General features: G+C 36.4%; 22 protein-coding genes. 5 read left to right on the forward strand and 17 right to left on the reverse strand.

Going from position 1 to position 22,621, the window contains the following annotated elements:
• Positions 1–116: 116 nt before the first annotated feature.
• The gene (locus EJF36_RS20965) at positions 117–1,148 is read right to left on the reverse strand and encodes a serine hydrolase domain-containing protein (protein WP_125908165.1); all 1,032 of its coding nucleotides are present in this window, start codon (positions 1,146–1,148) and stop codon (positions 117–119) included.
• A gap of 137 nt (positions 1,149–1,285) precedes the next feature.
• On the opposite strand from EJF36_RS20965, the gene EJF36_RS20970 reads away from it, so the two are divergent.
• Entirely contained in the window at positions 1,286–1,882 is a 597-nt protein-coding gene (locus EJF36_RS20970; RefSeq protein ID WP_125908166.1) for a Crp/Fnr family transcriptional regulator, read from the forward strand.
• On the opposite strand, the gene EJF36_RS20975 is transcribed toward EJF36_RS20970, so the two are convergent.
• The 3 genes from EJF36_RS20975 to EJF36_RS20985 form a co-directional block, all read right to left on the reverse strand.
• Positions 1,879–2,583 (reverse strand): DUF4386 domain-containing protein, encoded by a 705-nt coding sequence (locus EJF36_RS20975; protein ID WP_260471967.1) that lies wholly within the window; start codon positions 2,581–2,583, stop codon positions 1,879–1,881. The genes EJF36_RS20970 and EJF36_RS20975 overlap by 4 nt on opposite strands.
• 66 nt (positions 2,584–2,649) lie before the next feature.
• On the reverse strand, positions 2,650–2,922 hold the full coding sequence (locus EJF36_RS20980; RefSeq protein WP_125908167.1) for a hypothetical protein: 273 nt from the start codon (positions 2,920–2,922) through the stop codon (positions 2,650–2,652).
• Positions 2,923–3,153: 231 nt separating this feature from the next.
• Entirely contained in the window at positions 3,154–3,711 is a 558-nt protein-coding gene (locus tag EJF36_RS20985) for a thioredoxin family protein (protein ID WP_125908168.1), read from the reverse strand.
• 437 nt (positions 3,712–4,148) lie between these two features.
• Here EJF36_RS20985 and EJF36_RS20990 point away from each other — a divergent pair, with 437 nt between their 5' ends.
• The 3 genes from EJF36_RS20990 (at position 4,149) to EJF36_RS21000 (ending at position 6,512) form a co-directional block, all read left to right on the forward strand.
• Entirely contained in the window at positions 4,149–4,586 is a 438-nt protein-coding gene (locus EJF36_RS20990) for a LytTR family DNA-binding domain-containing protein (RefSeq protein WP_125908169.1), read from the forward strand.
• Positions 4,587–4,603: 17 nt separating this feature from the next.
• On the forward strand, positions 4,604–5,038 hold the full coding sequence (locus tag EJF36_RS20995) for a DUF3021 family protein (RefSeq protein WP_125908170.1): 435 nt from the start codon (positions 4,604–4,606) through the stop codon (positions 5,036–5,038).
• A 175-nt stretch (positions 5,039–5,213) separates the two neighbouring features.
• Positions 5,214–6,512: an alpha/beta hydrolase family protein gene (locus tag EJF36_RS21000; protein ID WP_125908171.1), complete on the forward strand. Its 1,299-nt coding sequence runs from the start codon at positions 5,214–5,216 to the stop codon at positions 6,510–6,512.
• Positions 6,513–6,738: 226 nt separating this feature from the next.
• On the opposite strand, the gene EJF36_RS21005 is transcribed toward EJF36_RS21000, so the two are convergent.
• A complete protein-coding gene (locus tag EJF36_RS21005) occupies positions 6,739–7,200 on the reverse strand; it encodes an inorganic phosphate transporter (protein ID WP_125908172.1) in 462 nt (153 codons plus the stop codon).
• A 5-nt stretch (positions 7,201–7,205) separates the two neighbouring features.
• Positions 7,206–7,994 carry a hypothetical protein gene (locus tag EJF36_RS21010; protein ID WP_125908173.1) on the reverse strand — a complete coding sequence of 263 codons (789 nt, stop codon included), beginning with the start codon at positions 7,992–7,994 and terminating at the stop codon, positions 7,206–7,208.
• Positions 7,995–8,273: 279 nt separating this feature from the next.
• Between EJF36_RS21010 and EJF36_RS21015 the strand changes: the two genes are divergently transcribed.
• The gene (locus EJF36_RS21015) at positions 8,274–9,278 is read left to right on the forward strand and encodes a DUF3231 family protein (RefSeq protein WP_125908174.1); all 1,005 of its coding nucleotides are present in this window, start codon (positions 8,274–8,276) and stop codon (positions 9,276–9,278) included.
• Positions 9,279–9,442: 164 nt separating this feature from the next.
• Here EJF36_RS21015 and rlmH read toward each other — a convergent pair whose 3' ends face one another.
• From rlmH to dnaB, 11 genes are all read right to left on the reverse strand, one after another.
• Positions 9,443–9,922: a 23S rRNA (pseudouridine(1915)-N(3))-methyltransferase RlmH gene (gene rlmH, locus EJF36_RS21020; protein WP_125908175.1), complete on the reverse strand. Its 480-nt coding sequence runs from the start codon at positions 9,920–9,922 to the stop codon at positions 9,443–9,445.
• A 79-nt stretch (positions 9,923–10,001) separates the two neighbouring features.
• A complete protein-coding gene (locus tag EJF36_RS21025) occupies positions 10,002–10,184 on the reverse strand; it encodes a CxxH/CxxC protein (protein ID WP_125908176.1) in 183 nt (60 codons plus the stop codon).
• 317 nt (positions 10,185–10,501) lie between these two features.
• The gene (locus tag EJF36_RS21030) at positions 10,502–11,737 is read right to left on the reverse strand and encodes a S1C family serine protease (protein ID WP_125908177.1); all 1,236 of its coding nucleotides are present in this window, start codon (positions 11,735–11,737) and stop codon (positions 10,502–10,504) included.
• A 299-nt stretch (positions 11,738–12,036) separates the two neighbouring features.
• The gene (locus EJF36_RS21035; protein WP_125908178.1) at positions 12,037–12,831 is read right to left on the reverse strand and encodes an MBL fold metallo-hydrolase; all 795 of its coding nucleotides are present in this window, start codon (positions 12,829–12,831) and stop codon (positions 12,037–12,039) included.
• Between the two features lie 7 nt (positions 12,832–12,838).
• Positions 12,839–13,624, reverse strand: a complete 786-nt coding sequence (locus EJF36_RS21040) for a two-component system regulatory protein YycI (RefSeq protein ID WP_125908179.1) — start codon at positions 13,622–13,624, stop codon at positions 12,839–12,841.
• Positions 13,624–14,940, reverse strand: a complete 1,317-nt coding sequence (locus EJF36_RS21045; protein WP_125908180.1) for a YycH family regulatory protein — start codon at positions 14,938–14,940, stop codon at positions 13,624–13,626. Before EJF36_RS21045 ends, EJF36_RS21040 begins: the two co-directional genes overlap by 1 nt.
• The gene (gene walK, locus EJF36_RS21050; RefSeq protein ID WP_125908181.1) at positions 14,933–16,759 is read right to left on the reverse strand and encodes a cell wall metabolism sensor histidine kinase WalK; all 1,827 of its coding nucleotides are present in this window, start codon (positions 16,757–16,759) and stop codon (positions 14,933–14,935) included. The genes EJF36_RS21045 and walK overlap by 8 nt, the downstream gene beginning before the upstream one ends.
• A 3-nt stretch (positions 16,760–16,762) precedes the next feature.
• Complete coding sequence (yycF, locus tag EJF36_RS21055) at positions 16,763–17,479, reverse strand: response regulator YycF (protein ID WP_125908182.1); 717 nt, start codon at positions 17,477–17,479, stop codon at positions 16,763–16,765.
• A gap of 310 nt (positions 17,480–17,789) precedes the next feature.
• Positions 17,790–19,289: a M23 family metallopeptidase gene (locus EJF36_RS21060; protein WP_185806994.1), complete on the reverse strand. Its 1,500-nt coding sequence runs from the start codon at positions 19,287–19,289 to the stop codon at positions 17,790–17,792.
• 388 nt (positions 19,290–19,677) lie between these two features.
• On the reverse strand, positions 19,678–20,964 hold the full coding sequence (locus tag EJF36_RS21065; RefSeq protein WP_125908184.1) for an adenylosuccinate synthase: 1,287 nt from the start codon (positions 20,962–20,964) through the stop codon (positions 19,678–19,680).
• Positions 20,965–21,132: 168 nt separating this feature from the next.
• On the reverse strand, positions 21,133–22,485 hold the full coding sequence (gene dnaB, locus EJF36_RS21070; RefSeq protein WP_125908185.1) for a replicative DNA helicase: 1,353 nt from the start codon (positions 22,483–22,485) through the stop codon (positions 21,133–21,135).
• Positions 22,486–22,621: the final 136 nt, after the last annotated feature.

Here is a 22,621-nt window from a genome sequence, read left to right on the forward strand (position 1 = left end):
TACCAAATAAAAGTTCGTTTTATGAATCAATTAGAACCATCCTAAATTGTTCACTGAAAGAGCTTAGATAGTAATATAGTTAATCCAAACAATCATGAACGATAAGTGGGAAAGTTCTATCTTTGTAAAATGCGGATTATTCTATTGTATATAATCTCAGATTTCGACCATGAGTCTCCACCACTTGTATTGACAAACTGAACAACAACCGTATCTATGTCTTTGTGATACTTGGCAATGCTTTGATAGCCCGGTAACAAACCAGTATGTTCATACTTATATATCTCAGAATATATTGCCTGCTCATCATTCGTGAGTAATGAGCCATCGATTAATGCCCTTAAGAATATTCCCACATCCTCTGCAGTAGCAAGCATTGAACCACCAGGATTGACAAAATCATTATATTTTATATCGCTGTCATATCCTACAGAGTAACCACTCATAACATCATTTAAATCCACATCTTTTAACAAACTGTACGTATTGTTTAGATTAAGGGGTGTCAATATTTCATCCTTGATGTACCTGTGATGACTATACCCGAGTGTTTTATCCATAATCATGCCAATCAATAAATAATTCGTATTTGAGTAACTGTATTTTTCCCCAGGTGTAAAGTCTGCAGGCATTCCCAAAATCAACTGCAGTGTTTTTTCATTGTTTTTCGGTGGATTGACCCAAGGATAATCAGGTTGATCAAGATAGTTCGGAATACCACTTCTGTGTTGTAACATCATTCTCAATGTAATTCGGTCAGAATATTCTATACTCCCGGCATACTCAGGTAAAAGAACAGCTAAGTTGTCATCAAGAGATATCATTTGATCATCAACCAGTTTAGCAGCAGCAACCGCAATATATAGTTTACTGATGCTTGCGATCTTGAACAATGCCTCAGGATCAGCAACAACTTTGTCATCTCTATTATGCCATCCGGCAGAGTATAACGATGTTTCATCTCCTTGATCTACATAGACTATTATGCCATCAAGTCCATTATTAATTGCACTTTCCACTTCCTTTTGAACCGAATCCGGTAATGGAGAAATCCACACCGCTAAAATACCCCATGGTATAAATAATGCAGAACAAATCACTGTGACTATGGGAATAATTATTTTTAGAAGTCGCCCTCTGTTTTTCATTTCTTCATCTATCCTTTCAAATGAATGAACGTCTTGTTAATTTTTCTTTAGAGATGAAAACAATGACCTGTTCCTATCCTTGTTCATATTGCTATACTAGTAATATCAATTCAATTCTTGTTAAGGAGGTGAATAACATGAAAGATGTCCTTATCCAATATATGAAACGTTTTTCCGATTTAAGTGAAGCAGAATTAAAAAAACTGACAATAGATGTTCCTGTTGTTACTTTTAAGAAAGGAACTACCCTTTTACATCAAGGAGAGGTTCCTGACAAATGCTATTTTGTTTTAAAAGGTTGTGTTCGTCAGTACGCTGTTGATGAAGATGGAAATGAAACCACCTTTAATTTCTTTACGGAAGAACAAAGTGTAACGACCTTTAATCAGCATACTACGGATAAAGTTTCTCCATACTCGCTTAGCTGTTTGGAAGACTGTACACTTGTTGTAGGTGATTTAGCAACTGAGCAGGAATCTTACGACATGCATCCGGTGTTAGCGGCAATGACTCGTAAAATGATTGAAGCAGATATAGGTGCTATGAGGGATGATTTCTCCTCCTTCATCTCTTCGACTCCAGAAGAGCGATATCATGCTTTGATGAAAAAAAGACCAGATTTAATTGACCGAGTTCCCCAATACCAACTAGCAAGCTACCTTGGAATAAAACCAGAATCCCTTAGTCGTATTAAGAAGCGATCAGAAGCAAACCACCTCAGAATTGTTGATTAGTCGTCCATAGACAATTTTTTGCCTTTCACCAATAACCAAATACCAAATCCTAATTCACCAATAAACATTGGAGCCATAAGAGTCATTTCTAAAATTTGGGTAAAACCTTCAAGCTGTGGAATAAACCCGTACATGAAATGAATGAGCGAGTAGCTGAAGCCCGCTAAAAATACTAGAATACTAATAACTTTTGGGATATGCTTTGTTTTCATTACTACCAAGCCAACTGTAATAAGGTGCAGTCCAAAAATGATTAATCCCACTGACCAGATTGCTTCAAACGCGGTGATAGACCACATAACTTGCTGTGGCATATTACCTAATGCCTCACCTATCACTGATTCTTGAAGGGTACTATTAGCTACAACAAGATGGGATACCGCAATTGCCAAAATGGCTGTGTAAAGTAAACGGAGCCAACCAGCCAATAATGCGTACTCGCGATGAAAAGGCTTCAAAAAGACGTAAAAGCCCCATGATACAATTAGATCCGTAATGACAATGATTAGCCATCCAAGTATCTGAAGTCTGAACAAGGATTGAGATGCTTGGATGTTTTCTAATGTAGTTACCGCGTCTCCTTTAACAACTAACGAACTGTGTACATACCCCTGAGCAAAAAAGGCCGCAATCGTCATAATGAGCAACGCGATACCAGAAATGACTGCTGCTTTTCGTTGCATATTATTATTTGTTCTCATAAATGATCCTCCTCGAATTTGATTTCATAAAGATTGTATTCTTTTCTGAGGCAGACTCTCATTGACTTAAATCAAGAAATTGACGTTTTTCTTCGGTTTCCTTATTCCATTAAGTCCTCGTGAAGAACGCATTAGCGGATCTTCCGACGCGACTGTCGTTGCATAGATTCTTATGAGAACTTCATCATCTTCTGGTGAAGGTATTTCTAACTCTTTCATTTCAAGAACATCGGCAGAACCAAATCTTTCATAAACAATAGCTCTCATTGGTTTTAAACCCTTATCTAACTCATTAGGATTATTGTTTTCTTGCGTTTCACCCTTTGTCGTATCAACCATAAAATGTGTCCTCCTAAAGTTCATTGTTATCTCAATGTTATTAGGAGTATGTGGAATAAGCATTGACTTCAAAAAAGCACTTGACCTCCACTATGATAAAGTAACAAAGTGCTAGCAGACTACTAGCAAAAAAAGGGCCCCATCCTACGCTTGGTTTACTTTAGCGCGTGGGATAGGCCCCCTTTCATATATTGTAGGCTTACCGTAAGTAGTTTCTTTGAATGTAAAAAACTATGCGTGTTCTTGGAAGGCTGCTACTAGACTTTTTTCCACACTGTCCCATAATTTCTCATTAGTTAGCAATTCGTGTGTGGCTTTTTTTATAAATTCTTTACGAGCTGTTTCAAACTGCTCGTCCTCAGGATTGGGCATGTTTTTCTTCATGCTCATAACAATGTCTTGGCCAAGCGGTGAACGAGGACCCCAACGCGTTATGAAGTTTCCATCTCTATCAAGAATTATCATGAGAGGGATGGAACGGCCGCCATTTGTCAAAAATTGATCCATTAACTCCAAGTTGTCATCACGAATAAGAAAACGAGTGTCAATAAGCCCCTCATTAGCAAGTCTCATAAAGATAGGAATATTGAGCATAGCATCTCCGCACCAGTCTGCCGTTAAAATAACAGCACGCCAATTCTTATTCTGCAATGACTGTAAAAAATGTATAGCCTCTCGTGAAGGAGCAAATTCATTGTAGATTCGCAATAGGTTTTCTTGATTCATGTCCATGGACTGTATATATTCTATGTGTGTCATGCCTTTTTCAAACCATTTGTTTAGATTCAATGCACTTCCCCCTCATATTGTTCTACTTTAAAAATTATTATAGCACCAAGCAAGGAACTGTTGCATCTTTGGATGGTACCTATCTCCCGCTAGAAAAAGAGCCTGTCCCTTTCTAGGACAAGCACTAAAATGCTAGTAAGGGCAGGCTTGGGTAGTTCACTATCCCCTCCAACACCATACATTCTACTTGGTCTACCGTTTTTACGCTCAATAATAAGTCCAATCTCTACTCCTTGTTCTAAGGTATCAGCATATCATCTATTATGTTTAGGATATAACACTATTAGTACTATTGGATAAATCTTCATTTTAATCAATACTCATTTATATGACTATGTTATAATGGTCTGGTCTGAAGGTTGGTATTTCCAGATCCGATGGTGCTAGTAGAATCGGACATCTAACCTGAAATATTTTGAATTTTCGTGGGTGATAATTTGAAAATTTCAATAGAAGAAATAAGTAGAGAGCTGGAAGAAGAAGTCCTCATCAGGTGTCATGAGATAGATGAAGAAATACAAGAGATTGTAAGTAAACTAAAAACTGAACCAGCCATAGTACTCGGATCTCAAAATGATAGAGTTCATCGTATTAATCTTAGAGATATCTATTATTTTGAGGCAGTTGACGGAAAGGTTTTTCTTTACTGCAAGGATAACGTTTTTGAAGTAAAACAAAAGCTTTATGAGTTAGAGGAAATGTGCAAAGAAAAGGACTTTTTCCGTGCCACCAAATCTACCATTCTAAACATCGCTAAAATTTCGACGGTTCACCCTTCCTTTAGTGGTCGATTCGAGGCAGTGCTTGATAATGGGGAACGTGCTATTATATCAAGGCAGTATGTGCCTGTCCTTAAAAAAATGCTTGGATTGTAAAAGGTGGGACTACATATATGAAACTATCCGAATTTATACAAAACATCATTAGGGATTTCTTGATTATCTTCGCATCTTTAATCATTATTATTACTATTTTAAGACAAATATATTATCCCAATATGGGCTTTGATTTAAAGTCCATTTATATCATTATTGCGTTTTCATTTATAAGTGCACTAACGGGATTCATTTTATATTCTCCTAATGAAATAAGTGAAAAGAAAATGCGTATAAAAATGGCTATTCATTTTTTCACCTTGGAGATTCTATTGATCACCCTTGGCAGCATTTTTGGTATTGTGAAAAGTGGATTAGATGTAATTATTATGGCTCTGCAAATTGCTGTTATCTATATGATAGTGCGTCTATTGTCATGGAAACATGATATAAAAGACGCCCAAATTATTAACGAAAAACTAAAGACATTTAAGAGAAATGATAATGAGTAGTCAAGAAAATCATCATGCAGTACTTTCTGCTATTTTACGGTAAGCTTTATAGTTTACCGTTTTTTTGCATCTTATTTGCCTGTAAAAGCAACTTACCGTTTTTCTATATACTTCTTTTCGGCCGTTTATTATGATGAGTTCATATAAAATTGATCCGAAAGAGGGAGTAACTACTATGGCATATGTAATATTATTGATTGTTTTGATTTTCGAGATTGCTTTTGCTATTAACTGTATTGTAACGAAGCAAAATCATCAAAAAATAAAAAATTGGATTAGAATTGCTATTTTTATAACATTTGTCATCCTCACACTTTCCAATGTGATTATGTGGAGTTTACGTTGGGTAATTCTTGGTTTACTGCTTCTCCTATTAGCGGTAAAGGCGACAGTATCTCTTATCCGTAACAAGGAAAGCAAAACATATAAAACTTCTAAAATTGTGTGGAAATCCGTTGTAATGATAGTTCTAATAGTATTTGCCCTTACGCCTGAAATTGTTTTTCCGCAGTATAAATCACCAAAAGTAACTGGTGAATATAAAGTTGAAACCGCTACTTACACATATACGGATAAAAACCGTATGGAAGAATTTACGGATAAAGAGCAACACAGATTTGTGAATGTAGGGTTTTGGTATCCGAAAAACGGCAATGGTACATACCCACTTTTGGTATTCTCTCATGGAGCATTTGGTATTAAGGATAGCAATAGCTCTACCTATACTGAACTTGCAAGCCACGGTTATGTAGTCGTCTCCATCGATCATCCTTATCATTCCTTCTTTACTCGTTCAGAGGATGGAACAGTAGCTATGACCAATTCAGATTTTATCCATGAAGTTGAAAATATGAATAAAGGTGTTTACTCTAATGAAAAACTATATAATATCATTCAAAAATGGATGAAACTGCGAGCAGACGATATGAATTTTGTCATTGATACGATCCTTGAAAAAAACAAAAATGACAATACCCCCGTTTATCAACATATCAATACAGAGAAAATTGGTGTGTTCGGACACTCAATGGGAGGCGCTGCAAGCGTTTGGCTAAGTAGAGAGCGTGATGATGTAAGTGCAGTCGTAAATATCGATGCTCCTTTCTTTAGTGAACTTGTTTATAACAAAGCAGGTGATAAGTTTGTGGCAAGCAGCAAAGCCTACACAACCCCACTTTTAAACATTTATTCGGACGATGTATGGAGACAACTGGATAGTACTCCTGTTTATGTAGCGAACAACCTCAACAATAAACAGTTCGAAGGAGCATATACTACTCATTTTAAAGGGGCAAAACATTTAAGCTTGACCGATTTACAGCTTTTCTCTCCTATACTTGCTAATATGCTGCAAGGTGGAAGAGCCAACATCAATCCATATTACTGTATTGAAATGGAAAATAAATTAGTTCTTGAATTTTTCGATTATGAATTAAAAGGCATTGGTCATTTCAATCCCAAAAGGACATATTGATTTTGAATCTAAATAGACTTGGGTTTTGTACAAATTTCCTGCCATAACTGGCTACAAAAAGGCAGAACTTGTATAGTTCCGCCTTTTCTATTTTATATAAATTATTTTTTAAAAAAAATTATGAAATACTATATTTCCAAATCTCATTTACTTGTGGTACGGTTCAAGTCAATTCATTAGTAAAGCATGGGCATTAATCTTTACTTTTCCTTACAAGACCTTTACACTATCTTTTAATTTTTGCAACCCCTAAGGCGAAATGATTAAATAAGACATTCTCAACAAACTCAGCCTGTGTGTCCTCACAGTCAATTATTAAAATAACCTCAGAATGTTTACCTTTTAAGATTCTTCTTCTCTTTTTAAATACTTTTTCTATAAAAAGTCTAATGACAAAACCTATTAAGAATCCAATAATGGCACTTATTATCCCCCAATAAATTGGTCCCCAAGCCAATTTAAATCCGATACTCGCCCCTATTACAGAAAAAGCCGTTGCAAGTGCCATTCCGATATCAATTAAGGATGTCCCATCCGATTGATGAATTGTATCGAACAACTTTCTTTGCTCAAGTCGATTATCTAACGGAACAGCAAATATGTTTTCTTTTAAAATTCCCTTCTTCTCTAATGTTGAAATAGCCATTTCCAAATATATATGATTTTCAAATGTAGAAAAGAGTTGCACAGTAATCACTCCACTTTATAGCCTTTTAATATTTGGAATTTGGGATTTTGATAATTTTTTGTTAAAAAATTTCTTTGTACCTTTTCATAAAGTTTATTGTTCTCTACTGTGTTTATATATGAATCGAAAACAGCAAAACCATATAAAGATGGGAAAAACAGTAACCATTCAGGTTTTATAATGGATGTGGCTTGTTGCACTTCCCCTAAAAACAAAAGAGATATCGCCTCAAGTGCATGAGAAAAATAAAAAAATACAACAGACCAAATAATAACAAAGAAGGCTGTAACAATTCTATGTATGTAAAGTTGTCCTAATCCCGGCATAAAAAGGGACCATAAAAAAGATAAAACGGGATTCCTTTTATCAAGGTAATTAATTTCCAGTGCTCCTATACTAAATGTATTAAAAGGATGGTTTTCATGTTCTGCTAACATATAAACATTATTCATATCTACAGTAGTACGATAACTATCCCAAATAGCAAAAATGTATACTGGGATATAAATCAAAAGCCATCTTGTATCCAAAACTTCCTTTGCCATATCAATATTTCCTTGAAATGAATAAATCATCGATAGATTAACATTTGCTTTTAGATTAATAACAACTTCCCAAATAAACAGTGTAAAACCTCTGAGATATTTTGATAAAATCATATGTCCAAATCCCGGAAACGCTGCAGACCACCAAGCAATAATATAGGAATTCCTTAAATGTATTTGAGTTGTTCCTAGAATACTTACATGAGCTTTATAGCGTTTAGCGGTATTGTTATTAGAATAGTTATTCATTATGAACACACCTGTACAAACAATATTTTGATAATACAAATTAGGTCTTATATCTTATTATGCTCGGTGTTAGTAAATTCATGTAGGGAGATTGATTAATTCTCTAATTGAGTAAACATTAACTACTTTTCTCAAATAGCATAATACATTGAGTTTTTATGTTTGGATATACTATCTATTATATCTAACTAATCAAACAGACAGGTTTTATCTTCACATTAAAAAGAAGCAATTGATATATACGGTAAATTATACATTTCGATTATTGAGGTGAATGCGTTGGATAAAGATCATTTAAAACTTACATCTTCTGAAATAGGCTCACTATGGGGAGAGTTTGTAAATGGTACGATGACTGATGTAGTAAATACATATATGTTTTCTATCATTGAGGATGAGCAAATTAAAGCCATTTTTGCAGATGCTATAGAAACATTCAAAAAACAAAAAGAACAAATTAGTTCATTTTTGAAGGACGAGGACTTTCCAGTTCCAATTGGATTCTCTGAAACTGACCTCTTTAAAGGTAAACAAAGATTATTCACGGATATATTTTGTCTGAATTACTTACACATCATGACACTACATGGTTTGCTAGGTCACAGCACTTCGTTAGGCGTATCCGTAAGAAAAGACTTAAGGTCTTTTTACGATTCATGTGATAATGATGCAAAAAGGATGTATCACCAAACGATTGAGCTCTTGTTGGAAAAAGGTAATTTTCAAAGAGACCCTTTATTCTATCCTACCGAAAGTCCTGAATTTATTTCAAGTAAAGACTTCACAGATGGATTTTTTGGAAAAGGTAGAAAATTAGCTGCAACAGAAATAATTAGTATCTCATTTAACCTTAAAAAAAGTATTATGGCAAAGACGCTTTCTATTGCCTTTAGTCAAGTTGCTCAAACTTCAGAAGTAAGAAAATTTTTATCCGATTCTGAGAAAACAGCCGATAGGCAAATAAAAGCATTTTCAAAAATCATGCAAGCAGATAATTTACCCGTTCCTAAATCTTGGGAAACAGAAGTAACAAACTCAACAGACTCTCCTTTTTCAGATAAATTGATGCTGTATCATATTGGATTCTTATTTCAAGCAGCACAAAATTATCATGGCGCAGGTCTGGCATCAGCAATGCGAACAGATCTTGTTACTGCTTATGAGGGAACAATTCTAAAAAATCTATTGATTACAAAGAAATGGTTTGATTTAATGGAAAAGAATAGGTGGTTAGAACAACCACCACTTGCTCCAAATAGAAAAGAAATTTCAAGTCAAATATAGCAATCCGATAATTATTATTTTAGACCAACCTCTAGTTATTCTAGAGGTTGGTTTTTTATAGACATAAAAGTTCTCATTAAATAGTTATAAACTACTTGTAAGTCAAATATTTAGTTTGTTCAACCATTCTTTATCAAGCACAACTTTAACTCGCTGCTTTACCACTATTTGTGATACGGTTCACCCCGATTAATCCTAAACGCCCTGTACACCTGCTCAACTAGAATCAACCGCATCAATTGGTGTGGAAATGTCATCTTCGAAAATGACAGTTGGTCATCCGCACGCTTCAATACAGCATCGCTCAAGCCCAAAGATCCACCAATGACGAAGCCAATTTTACTTTTTCCATATGTAGCTAGCTTATCTAGGTCGTCTGCTAGTTGTTCGCTTGATTTCATTTTGCCGTTGATAGCCAATGCAATGACATGCATATCATCGGGCATTTTAGCTAGTAGCCGCTCTCCCTCTTTATCTTTCACCTGCTCCATTTCAATATCGCTTAAGTTCTCAGGCGCTTTTTCATCCGCTAGCTCAATAATATCTATTTTGGCATACGCGCCTAACCTTTTGACGTATTCTTCTATGCCTTGTTTTAAATACTTTTCTTTTAGTTTACCAATTGTGAAAATTGAGATATTCACCTTAACCACCACTTTACACACAGTTTACAAACAAGAAACAAACATTATATCCACAATAGTTATCCACATATCCACATCACTATCCACATATTGTATCAGAATGTGGGTTCGCCACCACATATATGGCACTATTTTTACAGAATTCACAAGTTATCAACAGGGCATTTTCTTGCTCTACTTTATTAATTTCTGGTGCTACTTCATATGTATCGACGATTGTATCCATCGCTACTTCAACATGGTCATTACAGCAATATATCATTCCGACTCACTCTCCCTTATCATTATAAATACTGTTCCCTTATTAATTATATTTTTCCCAAACCAGCCAAAACTCTGCAAATCTCATTTGCTTTTCTAACAAAATTACATACTCCATCATACATTAGCAAAGTCTTCCGTTGCTTTCAACAGAATATCCACAACAGAGCAACTCATAACTTTCTTTTACGGTTATCCACAAATCGCAACCTACCCGCTCACTTAGTAACACTAAACTTACTTATCCACAATAAAAAGAGAGCTGTACTCACAAAATACTTCAGCAGTATCTCACAAGCCAGCCCTCACTTCTACGTTTTAAAATGCTTCCCTTTGTAGTTGCATTGTCACGGTTACTTTTTGTCCATCACGATATACGGTTACTTCCATAGAATCGCCAATACTTTTCTTATTGTATAGGTGTTTTCGTAACTCAATCACATCTCCGATCGGTTCTCCGTCCATTTCTACAATAACATCATACATTTTTAAACCTGCTCGATCAGCTGGAGAGAGTGGTACCACTTCACGAATGGCTACTCCCTCTGTCACTTCTTTTGGTAAGAAGAATGTATTTTCTATATGATATGCCGGGATTTCATTTAATGAAACTAGGCTTACTCCCATATATGGGCGACGTACTTCATTAAATTGCTCTAAGTCATTAATGATTGGGATAGCATAATTTATTGGGATTGCTAACCCGATTCCTTCAACGGCCGATTGTGCAATCTTCATCGAGTTAATGCCGATTAATTCGCCTGCAATGTTAACGAGCGCGCCTCCACTGTTACCTGGGTTTATAGCAGCATCCGTTTGTAATACTTCAGCATGCCAATCTGGGCTACCATCTTGGTCTAAGTCGATTGGTATTGTGCGGTTTGTACCTGAAATAATACCTTGTGTGACAGAACCTGAAAATTGCAAACCAAGTGGGTTACCAATCGCAATAACTGGCTCTCCCGCTCTCAATGTATCTGAATTTCCAAACTCTGCTACCGTATCTACATGTTCTGCATCAATTTCTAATACAGCTAAGTCGGTCCAAATATCGCTACCGAGAATCGTAGCCGGTACTCTTGTGCCATCTGCTAAGCTTACTTCTATATTTGTAGCGTCTTCAATAACATGATGGTTTGTAACGATAAATGCTCTACCATTTTCTTTTTTATAAATGACGCCCGAACCAGTTCCTGCTTCTTGCTCCATTACTTCTGTATCCCAAAATCCTCTTGCTTGTTGTAAGTTTACAACTCCTACGACTGCATTTGACACTTTATCAACTGCCTGTGTCACTTGCGAAACAACATTCACGGATACTTGTTGAACTGTTCCACCTTCATTCGGGATAATATCATTTTGCTCTATGAGCTGTCCTTGTCCAGCTGGAACTACATCATACGGCAATACACCAAATTTAGATAATGTCGGTATAGAAAATATAATAAACATTGCTCCTAGTACAGCGCCAACTAGTGCTGTAATAAACCAGCTTGCCTTGTTCCCTTTTCGTGGACGGCGTAAATGTTCATAATCTTGGTCATAATATCCCATCTTAAATCCCCATCCTTATAGTAGTTTTAATGGCCTATTAATAACAATTATAATAATTATTTTTATAAATGCTATTTATTTACACAATCTCACACAATTTTTTACACTTTCTCACAATGGTTATCATACCCAAAACGAGTGGCTATAAAACAAAGGAAATGGAGTTATATATGCATCTATCTCTTACTAAAACATACTCTAAATGGCCTGATAACCTACTAATTCATAAACATAAAAAGACCTACATTTTGATCAGGCTACAAAACACCTAATGACCAAATGTAAGTCTTTTATCACTGTTATACTGCTACAAGCTTTGTTGGTTCGGCTGGATCTGTATCATGTAAATTGAAGCCTTCTCCTGCAATGAATCCTTTTGAAGCAAGTACTTGTGACACAGACATGTGCGCTAATTCTTTTAAATTATTATCCTTACTTAAATGTGCTAAATAGATGCGTTTCGTATTATCAGTAATAACATCTGTCATAGCTAGAGCTGCATCTTCATTTGACACATGTCCGACATCACTTAATATACGGCGCTTAACACTCCATGGATAACGGCCCATTTGAAGCATACTAACATCATGATTACTCTCGAATACAAATGCATCTGCTCCACGAATGATGCCTTTCATGCGATCACTTACATAGCCTGTATCAGTAATTAGTGCAAGCTTTTTCCCACCATGATGAAACACATAAAACATTGGCTCGACTGCATCATGCGACACCCCAAATGACTCCACTTCAATGTCACCAAACGCCTTTTGTTCACCTATTTCAAACGTAAACCGTTGCTCAGATGATATATCGCCAATATGTCCATTCATAGCCTGCCATGTTTTTGCATTCGCATAAATAGGCAGTTGATATTTTCGGGAAATCACACCTAATCCTTTTATATGATCACTATGCTCATGTGTCACCAAAATACCTGCCACTTTCTTTAGGTCTCGGCCAATTTTGTGACATTGTGCCTCAAGCTGTTTGCCACTTAAACCAGCATCAACAAGTAATGCGGTATTGCCAACCTCGACATAACAAGCATTTCCTGTACTACCACTTGCAAGCACACTAAATTGCATCCCCATGTTTCTCTCACTCCAATATTGATGTATCATCGTTGATAATTTGGCCTTCAAAAGCATTGATATAATAATGAGATTTATCATTGATTACTATATGCCATGTTGGTGTTAATACTTGTGAAGCTGTTAACTGTACTAGAGTATAATATCCTATCTCAGCTCTCGTGACTCGACTCCCTGGCTTTAATAGATTCTTATCATACAATATTTCTATCGCTTTTATCGCTGGTAATATTTCTTTTTCCTCTTCGAACTCTGTAATGCTTTCGAGTAGCGTTTGTTCATAGCCTATAATACGATTCTCAGCATCAATGAATAACGTTAAAGCACCACCGACATTATGATAGATGGGCTTAGTATTATACACTTGTATATACGTAACCGCTCTAGTTTCTAAATTAAAGTTCCAAAGTTGATAGGATGTTCCATTAATCACCTGTTCCTTCACAAACTGGTTGAAGAAGAATACCGCATTCGATTCGGGAATAGGAATTGGTTGAGCGAAGCGCACCTGTAATCGTGTCGGTTCTGGTAATGCAACAATATGCTGATCTAGCTTTTCAAGATCTTGTTGTGAGAAAGCTTTACTCTTAGCACTAATATATTTTCCTTTTAAATTATCTTTTGGTAGATCAATATAGGTGATTTCATCTGTTGCTAGCTGCTCTTCAAGTGTTGCCTCCGTCATTATATCAAGCTGACTACTATTTCTCTTTTGATACAGTTGATACCCTAAAAAAATATTTAATACTAAAAAAGTTATGATGAAGATGGTTTTAATGCGATACCAATCCACTATTGATCCCCTCCTACATTCATAACTTCATTAAATACGATAGGCTGCCACTTACCAGCATATTTAGCATACCAACGCGGTTCAAGCTGCACCACTTTTTGAAGTAGAGGATCCTTTATTAGCTCATATCCTAGCGTAATATCTTCTAACATTGTCATATTAAAATCTTTCTTACTTTTTAACTTTTCTAGCACGCTTAGACCGGATGGCATGGACACAGGGATCACATCACGGTTTAATGGGATACCAAAGTTGAAATATGGACGTTGATATTGAAAAATTTCATTATCTAGCCAAATTTGCTGTATTTCGGCTAGCCCGTTTTGATTAAATACTGGATATCCACCTATTGTAAGACGGAATTGTACTTTTTCTTGATATATATCTAACTCAGACAATAAATAATAGTCTGTCCATCCACCATGATCATTTAAAAATGAAATACTTTTCTCAAGTAATTGTGTTGTTCGCTTGTTCGCGTTATTTGTTGAAGATGTATTAACAAACAATAACAATTGATCATAGTGATTAACATCCATTAAGCTTGTCCCATCAGTGTATTTCTCCCCAAATGTAAAGATATCTCGCTTTACATAAGTTGGATCCGGAAATAGAGCATCTTTAAATACTTCAGGCTCGATGGTTTCGATATAATATTGCTGACGTTGCATTTCTATTTCTTCATTTAACACATAAATGGATCTTGAATCAGTTAATTTAAAAAGCTCGTACGATTGATAGTTAGTAGCATTTTGATAGTACCTGTCACGAAAAGCATCTAGATAGACTCTCTCAACCTCTGCACGGAAAATGGTATTGTTATATGTTGAAATGAAATAAACACCTCGTCTATTAGAAGTTACATCTAAAATGATTTTATCAAAACTAAAAGATGCATTATCATTTCTTGCTGCTACTTGAAACATACTGTGAGCAGCATCTATAGGTATAGTTGTAGGAAAATCTATTTCAACATCGGCATTATCAGCAATGAAATCTTGGAACCCCTCATAATCAAGAGTATCTAGCACTTGATCAAATTGCTCCATTTTCCACTTCTTCATATCCTGAAATATGGAGTATACTTCCCCGAAGGTGGATGAGCCATAATGCCGATCGCCTTTATGAAATAAGATCCTTTCCGGCTTTACGATAGTTGCGATATCTGCTTTTCGATTACTTACCGTTTGCTCAAGGATGTATTTCGTTGTTTCTAAATAATCGTATGCAGGACGATATGTCCAGAGCATCCATGTCAACGTAATACTTAAGCCAATTAATACAGTTAGGAGAATAGATTTAATACGTTCATACATCTGACCATTCCCCCTCCTCCACAGGCGTTAATGGCAATGTAAAATGAATAGCCGTTCCTTGTCCTTCTTCACTTTCTGCCCAAATTGCACCGTTATGTGCCAAAACCATTTCCCTGGCAATAGCTAATCCTAAGCCTGTTCCACCAAGCTTACGTGACCTTGCCTTATCTACGCGATAAAAACGATCAAAGATATGGGGGAGATTTTCTTCTGGTATGCCGACACCTTGATCAAATACACTCACTTGTACATCATATTCAAAGATTTGCAGGCGACAAGTAATATCGCCACCTTCAGGTGAATACTTGATTGCATTTGAGATGATGTTATCTAGCACTTGAATTATTTTATCCTCATCCATTTCGACAAACACTGTTTGATCTGGAATTTGTCGAATAATCTCTACATTACTTGCTTTAGTCATTTCAAATCTATCAATAATATGGTTATAAAAATTTGTAAAGTCAATCCAGTCTTTTGTTAATCGATAATCTTTGCTGTCCATTTTAGAGAGCTGTAGTAAATCATTTACAAGACGAATCATACGCTCCGTCTCATTTTGAGTCACACTTAAGAAATTAGGTGCGATAGATTCATCTTGCCAGGCGCCATCTACAAGCGCATCTAAGTAGCTTCTCATTGTCGTTAAAGGGGTGCGAAGCTCATGCGACACATTTTGAACAAATTCACGACGCTCTGCGTCAATTTTCTCTTGTTCCGTTATATCATGTAGCACGGTAATAATTCCGTTCACAAGACCAGACTCTTTTTGGATAATCGAAAAATTCGCCCTTAGTATAAGTGGGAAATTTTTCTTACTAAAATCTAAAATTAACGACTCATGCTCATCTGCTAGACTCTCAAAGGAGTATTGATTCGCTAATTTTAATACATCTATTAAAGGCTCACCCATGACTGTTTCACGTGAAACACCTAGCATTTTTAATGCGGGTTCATTAATGAGCATAACACGACCTTTGCGATCAGTAGCCAAAACACCATCAGTCATATGAGTAAGGACACTCATTAGCTTTCGGCGTTCACCTTCGGTCGTGGCCTGTGCTTCCTTTAATTTTTTAGTCAAGTTATTGAATGTCATAGCTAACTGACCTATTTCGTCGAAGCCATATATATGAACTTTACGAGAAAAGTCCCCTCTAGCCATAGCTAATGCTTGCTTTCGCATGTCTGAAATGGGACGCGTGATTGTTTGGGCTAAGAAAATACCTAGCAAGGCAGTAATTCCCATGGCTATAACAGTACCAGATGCAAATATATTATTTATTTGACGCATCTGGGCATACACATCCTCCATTGATGCAAGTATATATACGACACCGAGTACTTCATTTGTTGCTTGAGATCGAATGGGTGTTGCTAAAGCTCTCATTCGATGACCTGTAGTCGGATCGACAAACATCTTCTCAGATGCACCTACAACAAGCGCTCGTTTTACGAGTACATTCGTTGTTCTTTTTCCTACTATGTCACTATATGGATTTGATACCCCTAATACTTTACTTTTACTATCAATCACATGAACTTGATATAGGTCGGTCACATAGTTGTGAAGAATACGGCCTATATCCTCTTCCAATGTAGCTGATTCTTCGTTCCGTTCTTTACTCAGTTCCCGCTCGAGATTATATGATAAAAGACTGGCGTGTTCTTCTAGTGAAGTAGAAAAATTACTTACAAGCTGTGCTTCCAGCTGCCGCACAAAATAAGCGCCAATAATTTGCATAGCAAGTAAAATTAGCAGCACATAAATGAGTACGAATTTCAGATGAATCGAGCGGAAAAACCCAACTTTTTTCATGTATTACGACTCCTGTTCTGCATGCCTTAAGTAATAGCCCACGCCTCGTCTCGTTACGATCCAGTTAGGGTGACTAGGGTTATCTTCAATTTTCTCTCGTAGACGACGTACTGTTACATCCACTGTGCGTACATCTCCATAATAGTCATAGCCCCAAACTGTTTGTAATAAATGCTCTCTTGTCATCACTTGTCCAATATGCTTAGCTAAATAATGAAGTAGTTCAAACTCACGATGAGTCAGTTCAATATATTCTCCGCGCTTAGATACAATATAGGCATCCGGATGAATCACTAATGCACCGATTTGAATCTCGTTTGTTTCCGTTTCATTTTTTTCCTGTGGACTCGTTGTATGCGACCTACGTAGATTCGCTTTTACTCGCGCTAAAAGCTCTCGCGTACTAAAAGGCTTTGTCACATAATCATCTGCCCCAAGCTCTAGGCCTAATACTTTATCAATTTCTGAATCCTTCGCTGTTAGCATAATAATAGGCGTATCAAGCGTTTTTCGTATCTCGCGACAAACCTCCATACCATCTTTTAGTGGTAGCATAATATCCAACAAAATTAAATCTGGTTCTATCTCATCTACTTTTTTTAATGCTTCTTCACCATCATAAGCACATACAACGGCATAGCCTTCCTTTTGTAAGTTGAATTGTAAAATATCTGCAATTGGTTTTTCATCGTCAACTACTAGTATTTTTCTCTTATCCATAGTCTAATCTCCTCATTCCTTTTGGAAAGTAACTTTACCCTCAGTTTAAATATGCGATTCTTTCCTAACTAGAAGTGATTATCTTGATGTTAATTCATTTTGTATATCATTCGTAGTTTTAGCGTAATTTCAGTATATATGAGCTAGGTAATATAGTTAAACGTTCTCTATACTACTTTATCATGTTAATTGTCTATATTCATCCAAAAAACGATACCAAATAATACATCATAATAGGATGTTTATGTTTCTCAGTCCTGGGTAAGTAAATATTATATACAAAAAAAGTTGACTCATAAGAGCCAACCTATTAACGTACATAATCCAGTGGATTTTGTAATCTACCATTTTTGTATATTTCGAAGTGAAGGTGGATACCTGTCGAATTTCCTGTTGAGCCCATAATCCCTAGTTTGCGGCCACGTTCAACAGTGTCACCAACACTAACATTAATGTTTGATAAATGTGCATATATAGTTTTATAGCCATTTCTATGATTTACAACTACTTTTTTCCCATATCCGCCATCCCAGCCAGCAAATTCAACGATACCATTATCAGATGAGCGGATCGTTCTATCGTAAGGCTGTGCGATATCAATACCTTTATGGAATTTACCCCAGCGATAGCCTTGTTTACTTGATATGTATCCACCGTATGTTGGCCATAAAAAGTTTCCTGTACCACGCGATGGAATTACTTTCGTACCTTTTAGTACAATTTCATTCACTGGTGCTTGTAATATTTCTTCTTGAATAACTTCCTCTGCAGCAGGTTGGCCATTTTGTATAGAGATAATCTTATTTACGAGCTTTTCTCCTTCTTTACCATCTTGTTGTACTTTAATGTCACCTTTATAAATAGTGTCATCCTGTTTTACTTCACGTTGATATGGAATAGAAACTCGCTCATATACTTCTTTTTTCACAACGACTTCTACATACGGCTCATATACAGTAACGTTTAAAGGTTGCCCTATTTGTAAAACTGTATCTTCTTGAATATCCGGGTTTAAAGAAAGTATTTGCTTTAAAGTTAAGTTATGCTCATTCGCTATAAGACCTAAAACGTCGCCTTCTTGTACTTCATACTTCTTTTCTTCTAACGTGCCCTTCTGTAATAAGGCTACAACTTGGTCTACTGTTAAAATATCAGTTGGCTTTGCTTTAACAGTTTCAATTGCTACATCTTTTGAAAGCTCAACATCAATAATTCTTGACTCACCTTCTTGTAAAGGCGGTAATGCTTCGGTAGTAGCCGATGATTTTTCAACCTGACTGAGCGTTTGTTCATCAATATATTTTAATTTTAATTGTTTAATAGCTTCTTGTGCTAGAGTTAGGTCCTCTAAGTATGCTACTGGTTCATTGTTAACAACGATTGCTGCTGTCTCAACTAGTACTTGAATAGAGGATTGAACGTTCTTAATTGTTTGTTCGTTATTGAAGGAAGGTCTGAATGCAGTTTCCTCGACATATTCTATATCATTTCCAATTGTCCACTCATACTCCTCAGCATATTGTCCTTGCTTAGAGTTTATTTTCTTTTGAATCGTTGCTTCTACTACTTCTTTGTTATTTACAGTCCCTACGTAATTATCATTAACATAAACGTGATATATAGTTGCCATATCACGAGAAGTTGGATTTTCAGCAGAAACCGTATGATATGCTACAGTAAGAGACACAACTGCCGTAGTTGTGACAATAGCCTTACGTAATAGATCTTTATGTAGCTTTACATAGTCTTCTGGAACGATTGGTTTTATGAAATTAGTAATCTTTTTTTGTATAGTATTAAGTGATTTCACTAGATTTCCTCCTACATACACAACGTATATGCAAACTAAATTTTCCCCATATCTATGTAAGTAAGGAATTATACCCATTCATAATTTAACAGGCTTATAGAAAAAAGAGAATAGTTTAGCGTTATATGTAACATAAATGTATTATTACTGACATATTTTAGCGTATTATGTTACAAAGGAAATGTTATGTAAGATACCACCATATAATACCATAATTTGTATTTAAATAACTAAAGAAAGTGTTCCAATGAAACAATTAACAATACCTCGAAGGCTTGTTTAGTTGCTAGAACTAGACAGGAAAATACGTTTAAGCACCTATATTTTTGCTGAAAACAAAAATTAGAAACTGCCCTTTTGGACGGTTTCTAATTTGTTTTACTTAAGCTTAAGCATATACACTTCTTACAACATTTGTTTGCTTTCTGTCTGGACCAACTGAGAATATTGATAAAGGAATACCTGTCAGTTGACTAACGCGTTCTACATAGTGACGTGCATTTTCAGGCAGGTCCGATAATTGACGAATCCCTGTAATATCTTCACTCCAGCCAGGTAGCTCCTCGTATACTGGTTCACACTCGGCCAATATTTTTAGGCTTGCAGGATATTCGTGTATAAGCTGTCCTTTATAGTTGTAAGCTACACAAATTTTTATTTTTTCAATTCCTGATAAAACATCAATTGAGTTAAGCGCTAAATCAGTAATCCCACTAACACGGCGAGCGTGTCGAACAACAACACTATCGAACCAACCAACGCGACGTGGACGACCTGTTGTTGTACCATACTCGCGTCCTACTTCACGAATTTGCACACCAATTTCATCATGAAGCTCTGTTGGGAATGGACCATCTCCTACGCGACTTGTATATGCCTTACATACACCCACTACGTGTTTGATTTTCGTTGGGCCTACTCCAGAGCCAATTGTAACACCACCAGCAACTGGATTTGATGAAGTAACAAAAGGGTATGTACCTTGGTCAATATCAAGCATAACACCTTGTGCCCCTTCAAATAATACACGACGGCCTTCATCAAGAGCATCATTTAACACAACAGATGTATCACACACATAGTTGGCAAATTGTTGCCCATATTCATAATACTCATCCAAAATACTCTCAACGTCAAAGCCCTGCACTTCATATACTTTTTCAAACAGACGATTTTTCTCATCTAAATTTCTTTGTAGCTTTTCCTTAAATGTATCATATTCTAACAAATCAGCGATACGAATACCTACGCGCGCTGCTTTATCCATATAAGCTGGGCCTATCCCTTTTTTTGTTGTCCCAATCTTGTTATCGCCCTTACGTAGTTCTTCGACTTCATCAAGCAGTAAATGATACGGTAAAATGACATGTGCACGATTACTAATTCGTAAGTTATCGGTTGATACACCTTTGCCATGTAAGTATGCTAATTCCTGTACTAGTGCCTTTGGATCAACAACCATACCATTCCCGATTACACATTGTTTATCATCATAAAATATACCTGAAGGAATTAAATGAAGCTTGTATGTTTCACCATTAAACTTAATTGTGTGACCTGCGTTATTTCCACCTTGGTAGCGCGCAACTACTTCCGCATTTTCAGATAAGAAGTCGGTTATTTTACCTTTCCCTTCGTCTCCCCACTGTGTACCTACAACTACTACTCCTGCCATTTACAGCACCTCCGTGCTAATATTAATAATTCTCCGCTTATCAGTGTATCAATCCACTGTAGTAAAGTCAATGAAACACGAACAATTATATTTATATTATTATGTTTTGTTCGTATTATCTCAATATGTAGATATAAAAAAAACCGTGTAAACACTTTTTACACGGTTTTAGGCCCCTTCGTCAAGACGCCGTTCTAAATTAACAAACTTATTATATTCTTTCACGAATGCCAGCTCCACAGTACCAACTGGACCGTTACGTTGCTTAGCAATAATAATTTCTATGATGTTCTTATTCTCTGACTCTTTGTCATAATAGTCATCACGATATAAGAAGGCAACAATATCGGCATCCTGCTCAATACTTCCTGATTCACGAATATCACTCATCATCGGACGCTTGTCTTGACGTTGTTCCACACCACGAGATAGCTGTGATAACGCGATTACTGGCACTTGTAATTCACGAGCAAGTGATTTTAACTGACGAGATATCTCTGAAACCTCTTGTTGTCGATTCTCCTTCGATGATCGTCCACTTCCTTGAATTAACTGGAGATAGTCTATTAAGATCATCCCTAAACCCGCTTCTTGTTTAAGACGACGACACTTTGAACGAATCTCGTTCACACGGACACCTGGCGTGTCATCAATATAAATCCCTGCATTCGATAGATTTCCCATTGCCATCGTTAGCTTACGCCAGTCATCAGGCGTTAAGGCTCCTGTTCGTAAGTTTTGTGCATTAATATTTCCTTCGGCACAAAGCATACGCATAACAAGCTGTTCGGCACCCATCTCTAAACTAAAAATCGCCACATTTTCACCTGTTTTTGTTGCAACATTTTGTGCAATGTTCAGTGAAAAAGCTGTTTTACCTACTGATGGACGAGCGGCAACAATGATTAAATCATTTCGCTGAAATCCTGCCGTCATTCGATCTAAATCTCTGAAACCAGTAGCAATACCTGTCACATCGCCTTTACGGTTTTGTAAAGCTTCTATATTGTCATATGTTTCTACTAAAACATCTTTAATATTTTTAAAGGCCCCACTATTTTTACGCTGTGATACTTCAAGAATCTTTTTTTCCGCATCACTTAAAAGACCTTGTACATCTTCTTCACGTGTGTATCCATCACTAACAATATTATTAGCTGTACGAATTAGTCGACGTAAAATGGACTTTTCTTCAACAATGCTAGAGTAATATTGTATATTCGCAGCTGTTGGAACAGAATCTGCAAGTTCACTTAAATAAGATACCCCGCCTACTTCTTCAAGTAACTTCAGATCAGCAAGCTCCTGTGTCACAGTAATTAAGTCAACAGGCTCACCTTTTTCTGATAACGTGAGCATTGCTTCATATATTTTCTGATGTGATGCGCGATAGAAGTCATCTGGTTCTAAAAGCTCCGCAGCCGAAGAAAGAGAGGATGGCTGAAGAAAAATGGCCCCTAGCACAGCTTGCTCTGCTTCAACACTGTGGGGCGGTATACGATCTGTTAACAATTCATTCATACTGCTATTTTCCCCCTACTTCGAACTTTAAAAGCAAAAATTAAAGGCATAAGCGCCACTTATATGACTAAATTCGGTTACGTCCTGCCATTCATCACTCAACCCCTCGCATCCTGCGGAGGCGGCAATAAAGCAC

It is taken from the genome of Bacillus sp. HMF5848 (assembly GCF_003944835.1).
GTDB lineage: Bacteria > Bacillota > Bacilli > Bacillales > HMF5848 > HMF5848.

What these genes read in the sequence shown, in the direction of transcription:
- EJF36_RS21065 (WP_125908184.1), bottom strand. Translation starts at nt 20,964, where the DNA reads ATGGCAGGAGTAGTAGTTGTAGGTACACAGTGGGGAGACGAAGGGAAA.
- yycF (WP_125908182.1), bottom strand. Translation starts at nt 17,479, where the DNA reads ATGGATAAGAGAAAAATACTAGTAGTTGACGATGAAAAACCAATTGCA.
- EJF36_RS20970 (WP_125908166.1), top strand. Translation starts at nt 1,286, where the DNA reads ATGAAAGATGTCCTTATCCAATATATGAAACGTTTTTCCGATTTAAGT.
- EJF36_RS20965 (WP_125908165.1), bottom strand. Translation starts at nt 1,148, where the DNA reads ATGAAAAACAGAGGGCGACTTCTAAAAATAATTATTCCCATAGTCACA.
- EJF36_RS20995 (WP_125908170.1), top strand. Translation starts at nt 4,604, where the DNA reads ATGAAACTATCCGAATTTATACAAAACATCATTAGGGATTTCTTGATT.
- EJF36_RS21035 (WP_125908178.1), bottom strand. Translation starts at nt 12,831, where the DNA reads ATGGGGATGCAATTTAGTGTGCTTGCAAGTGGTAGTACAGGAAATGCT.
- walK (WP_125908181.1), bottom strand. Translation starts at nt 16,759, where the DNA reads ATGAAAAAAGTTGGGTTTTTCCGCTCGATTCATCTGAAATTCGTACTC.
- EJF36_RS21025 (WP_125908176.1), bottom strand. Translation starts at nt 10,184, where the DNA reads ATGATATATTGCTGTAATGACCATGTTGAAGTAGCGATGGATACAATC.
- dnaB (WP_125908185.1), bottom strand. Translation starts at nt 22,485, where the DNA reads ATGAATGAATTGTTAACAGATCGTATACCGCCCCACAGTGTTGAAGCA.
- EJF36_RS21010 (WP_125908173.1), bottom strand. Translation starts at nt 7,994, where the DNA reads ATGAATAACTATTCTAATAACAATACCGCTAAACGCTATAAAGCTCAT.
- EJF36_RS21045 (WP_125908180.1), bottom strand. Translation starts at nt 14,940, where the DNA reads ATGTATGAACGTATTAAATCTATTCTCCTAACTGTATTAATTGGCTTA.
- EJF36_RS21000 (WP_125908171.1), top strand. Translation starts at nt 5,214, where the DNA reads ATGGCATATGTAATATTATTGATTGTTTTGATTTTCGAGATTGCTTTT.
- EJF36_RS20975 (WP_260471967.1), bottom strand. Translation starts at nt 2,583, where the DNA reads ATGAGAACAAATAATAATATGCAACGAAAAGCAGCAGTCATTTCTGGT.
- EJF36_RS20980 (WP_125908167.1), bottom strand. Translation starts at nt 2,922, where the DNA reads ATGGTTGATACGACAAAGGGTGAAACGCAAGAAAACAATAATCCTAAT.
- EJF36_RS21030 (WP_125908177.1), bottom strand. Translation starts at nt 11,737, where the DNA reads ATGGGATATTATGACCAAGATTATGAACATTTACGCCGTCCACGAAAA.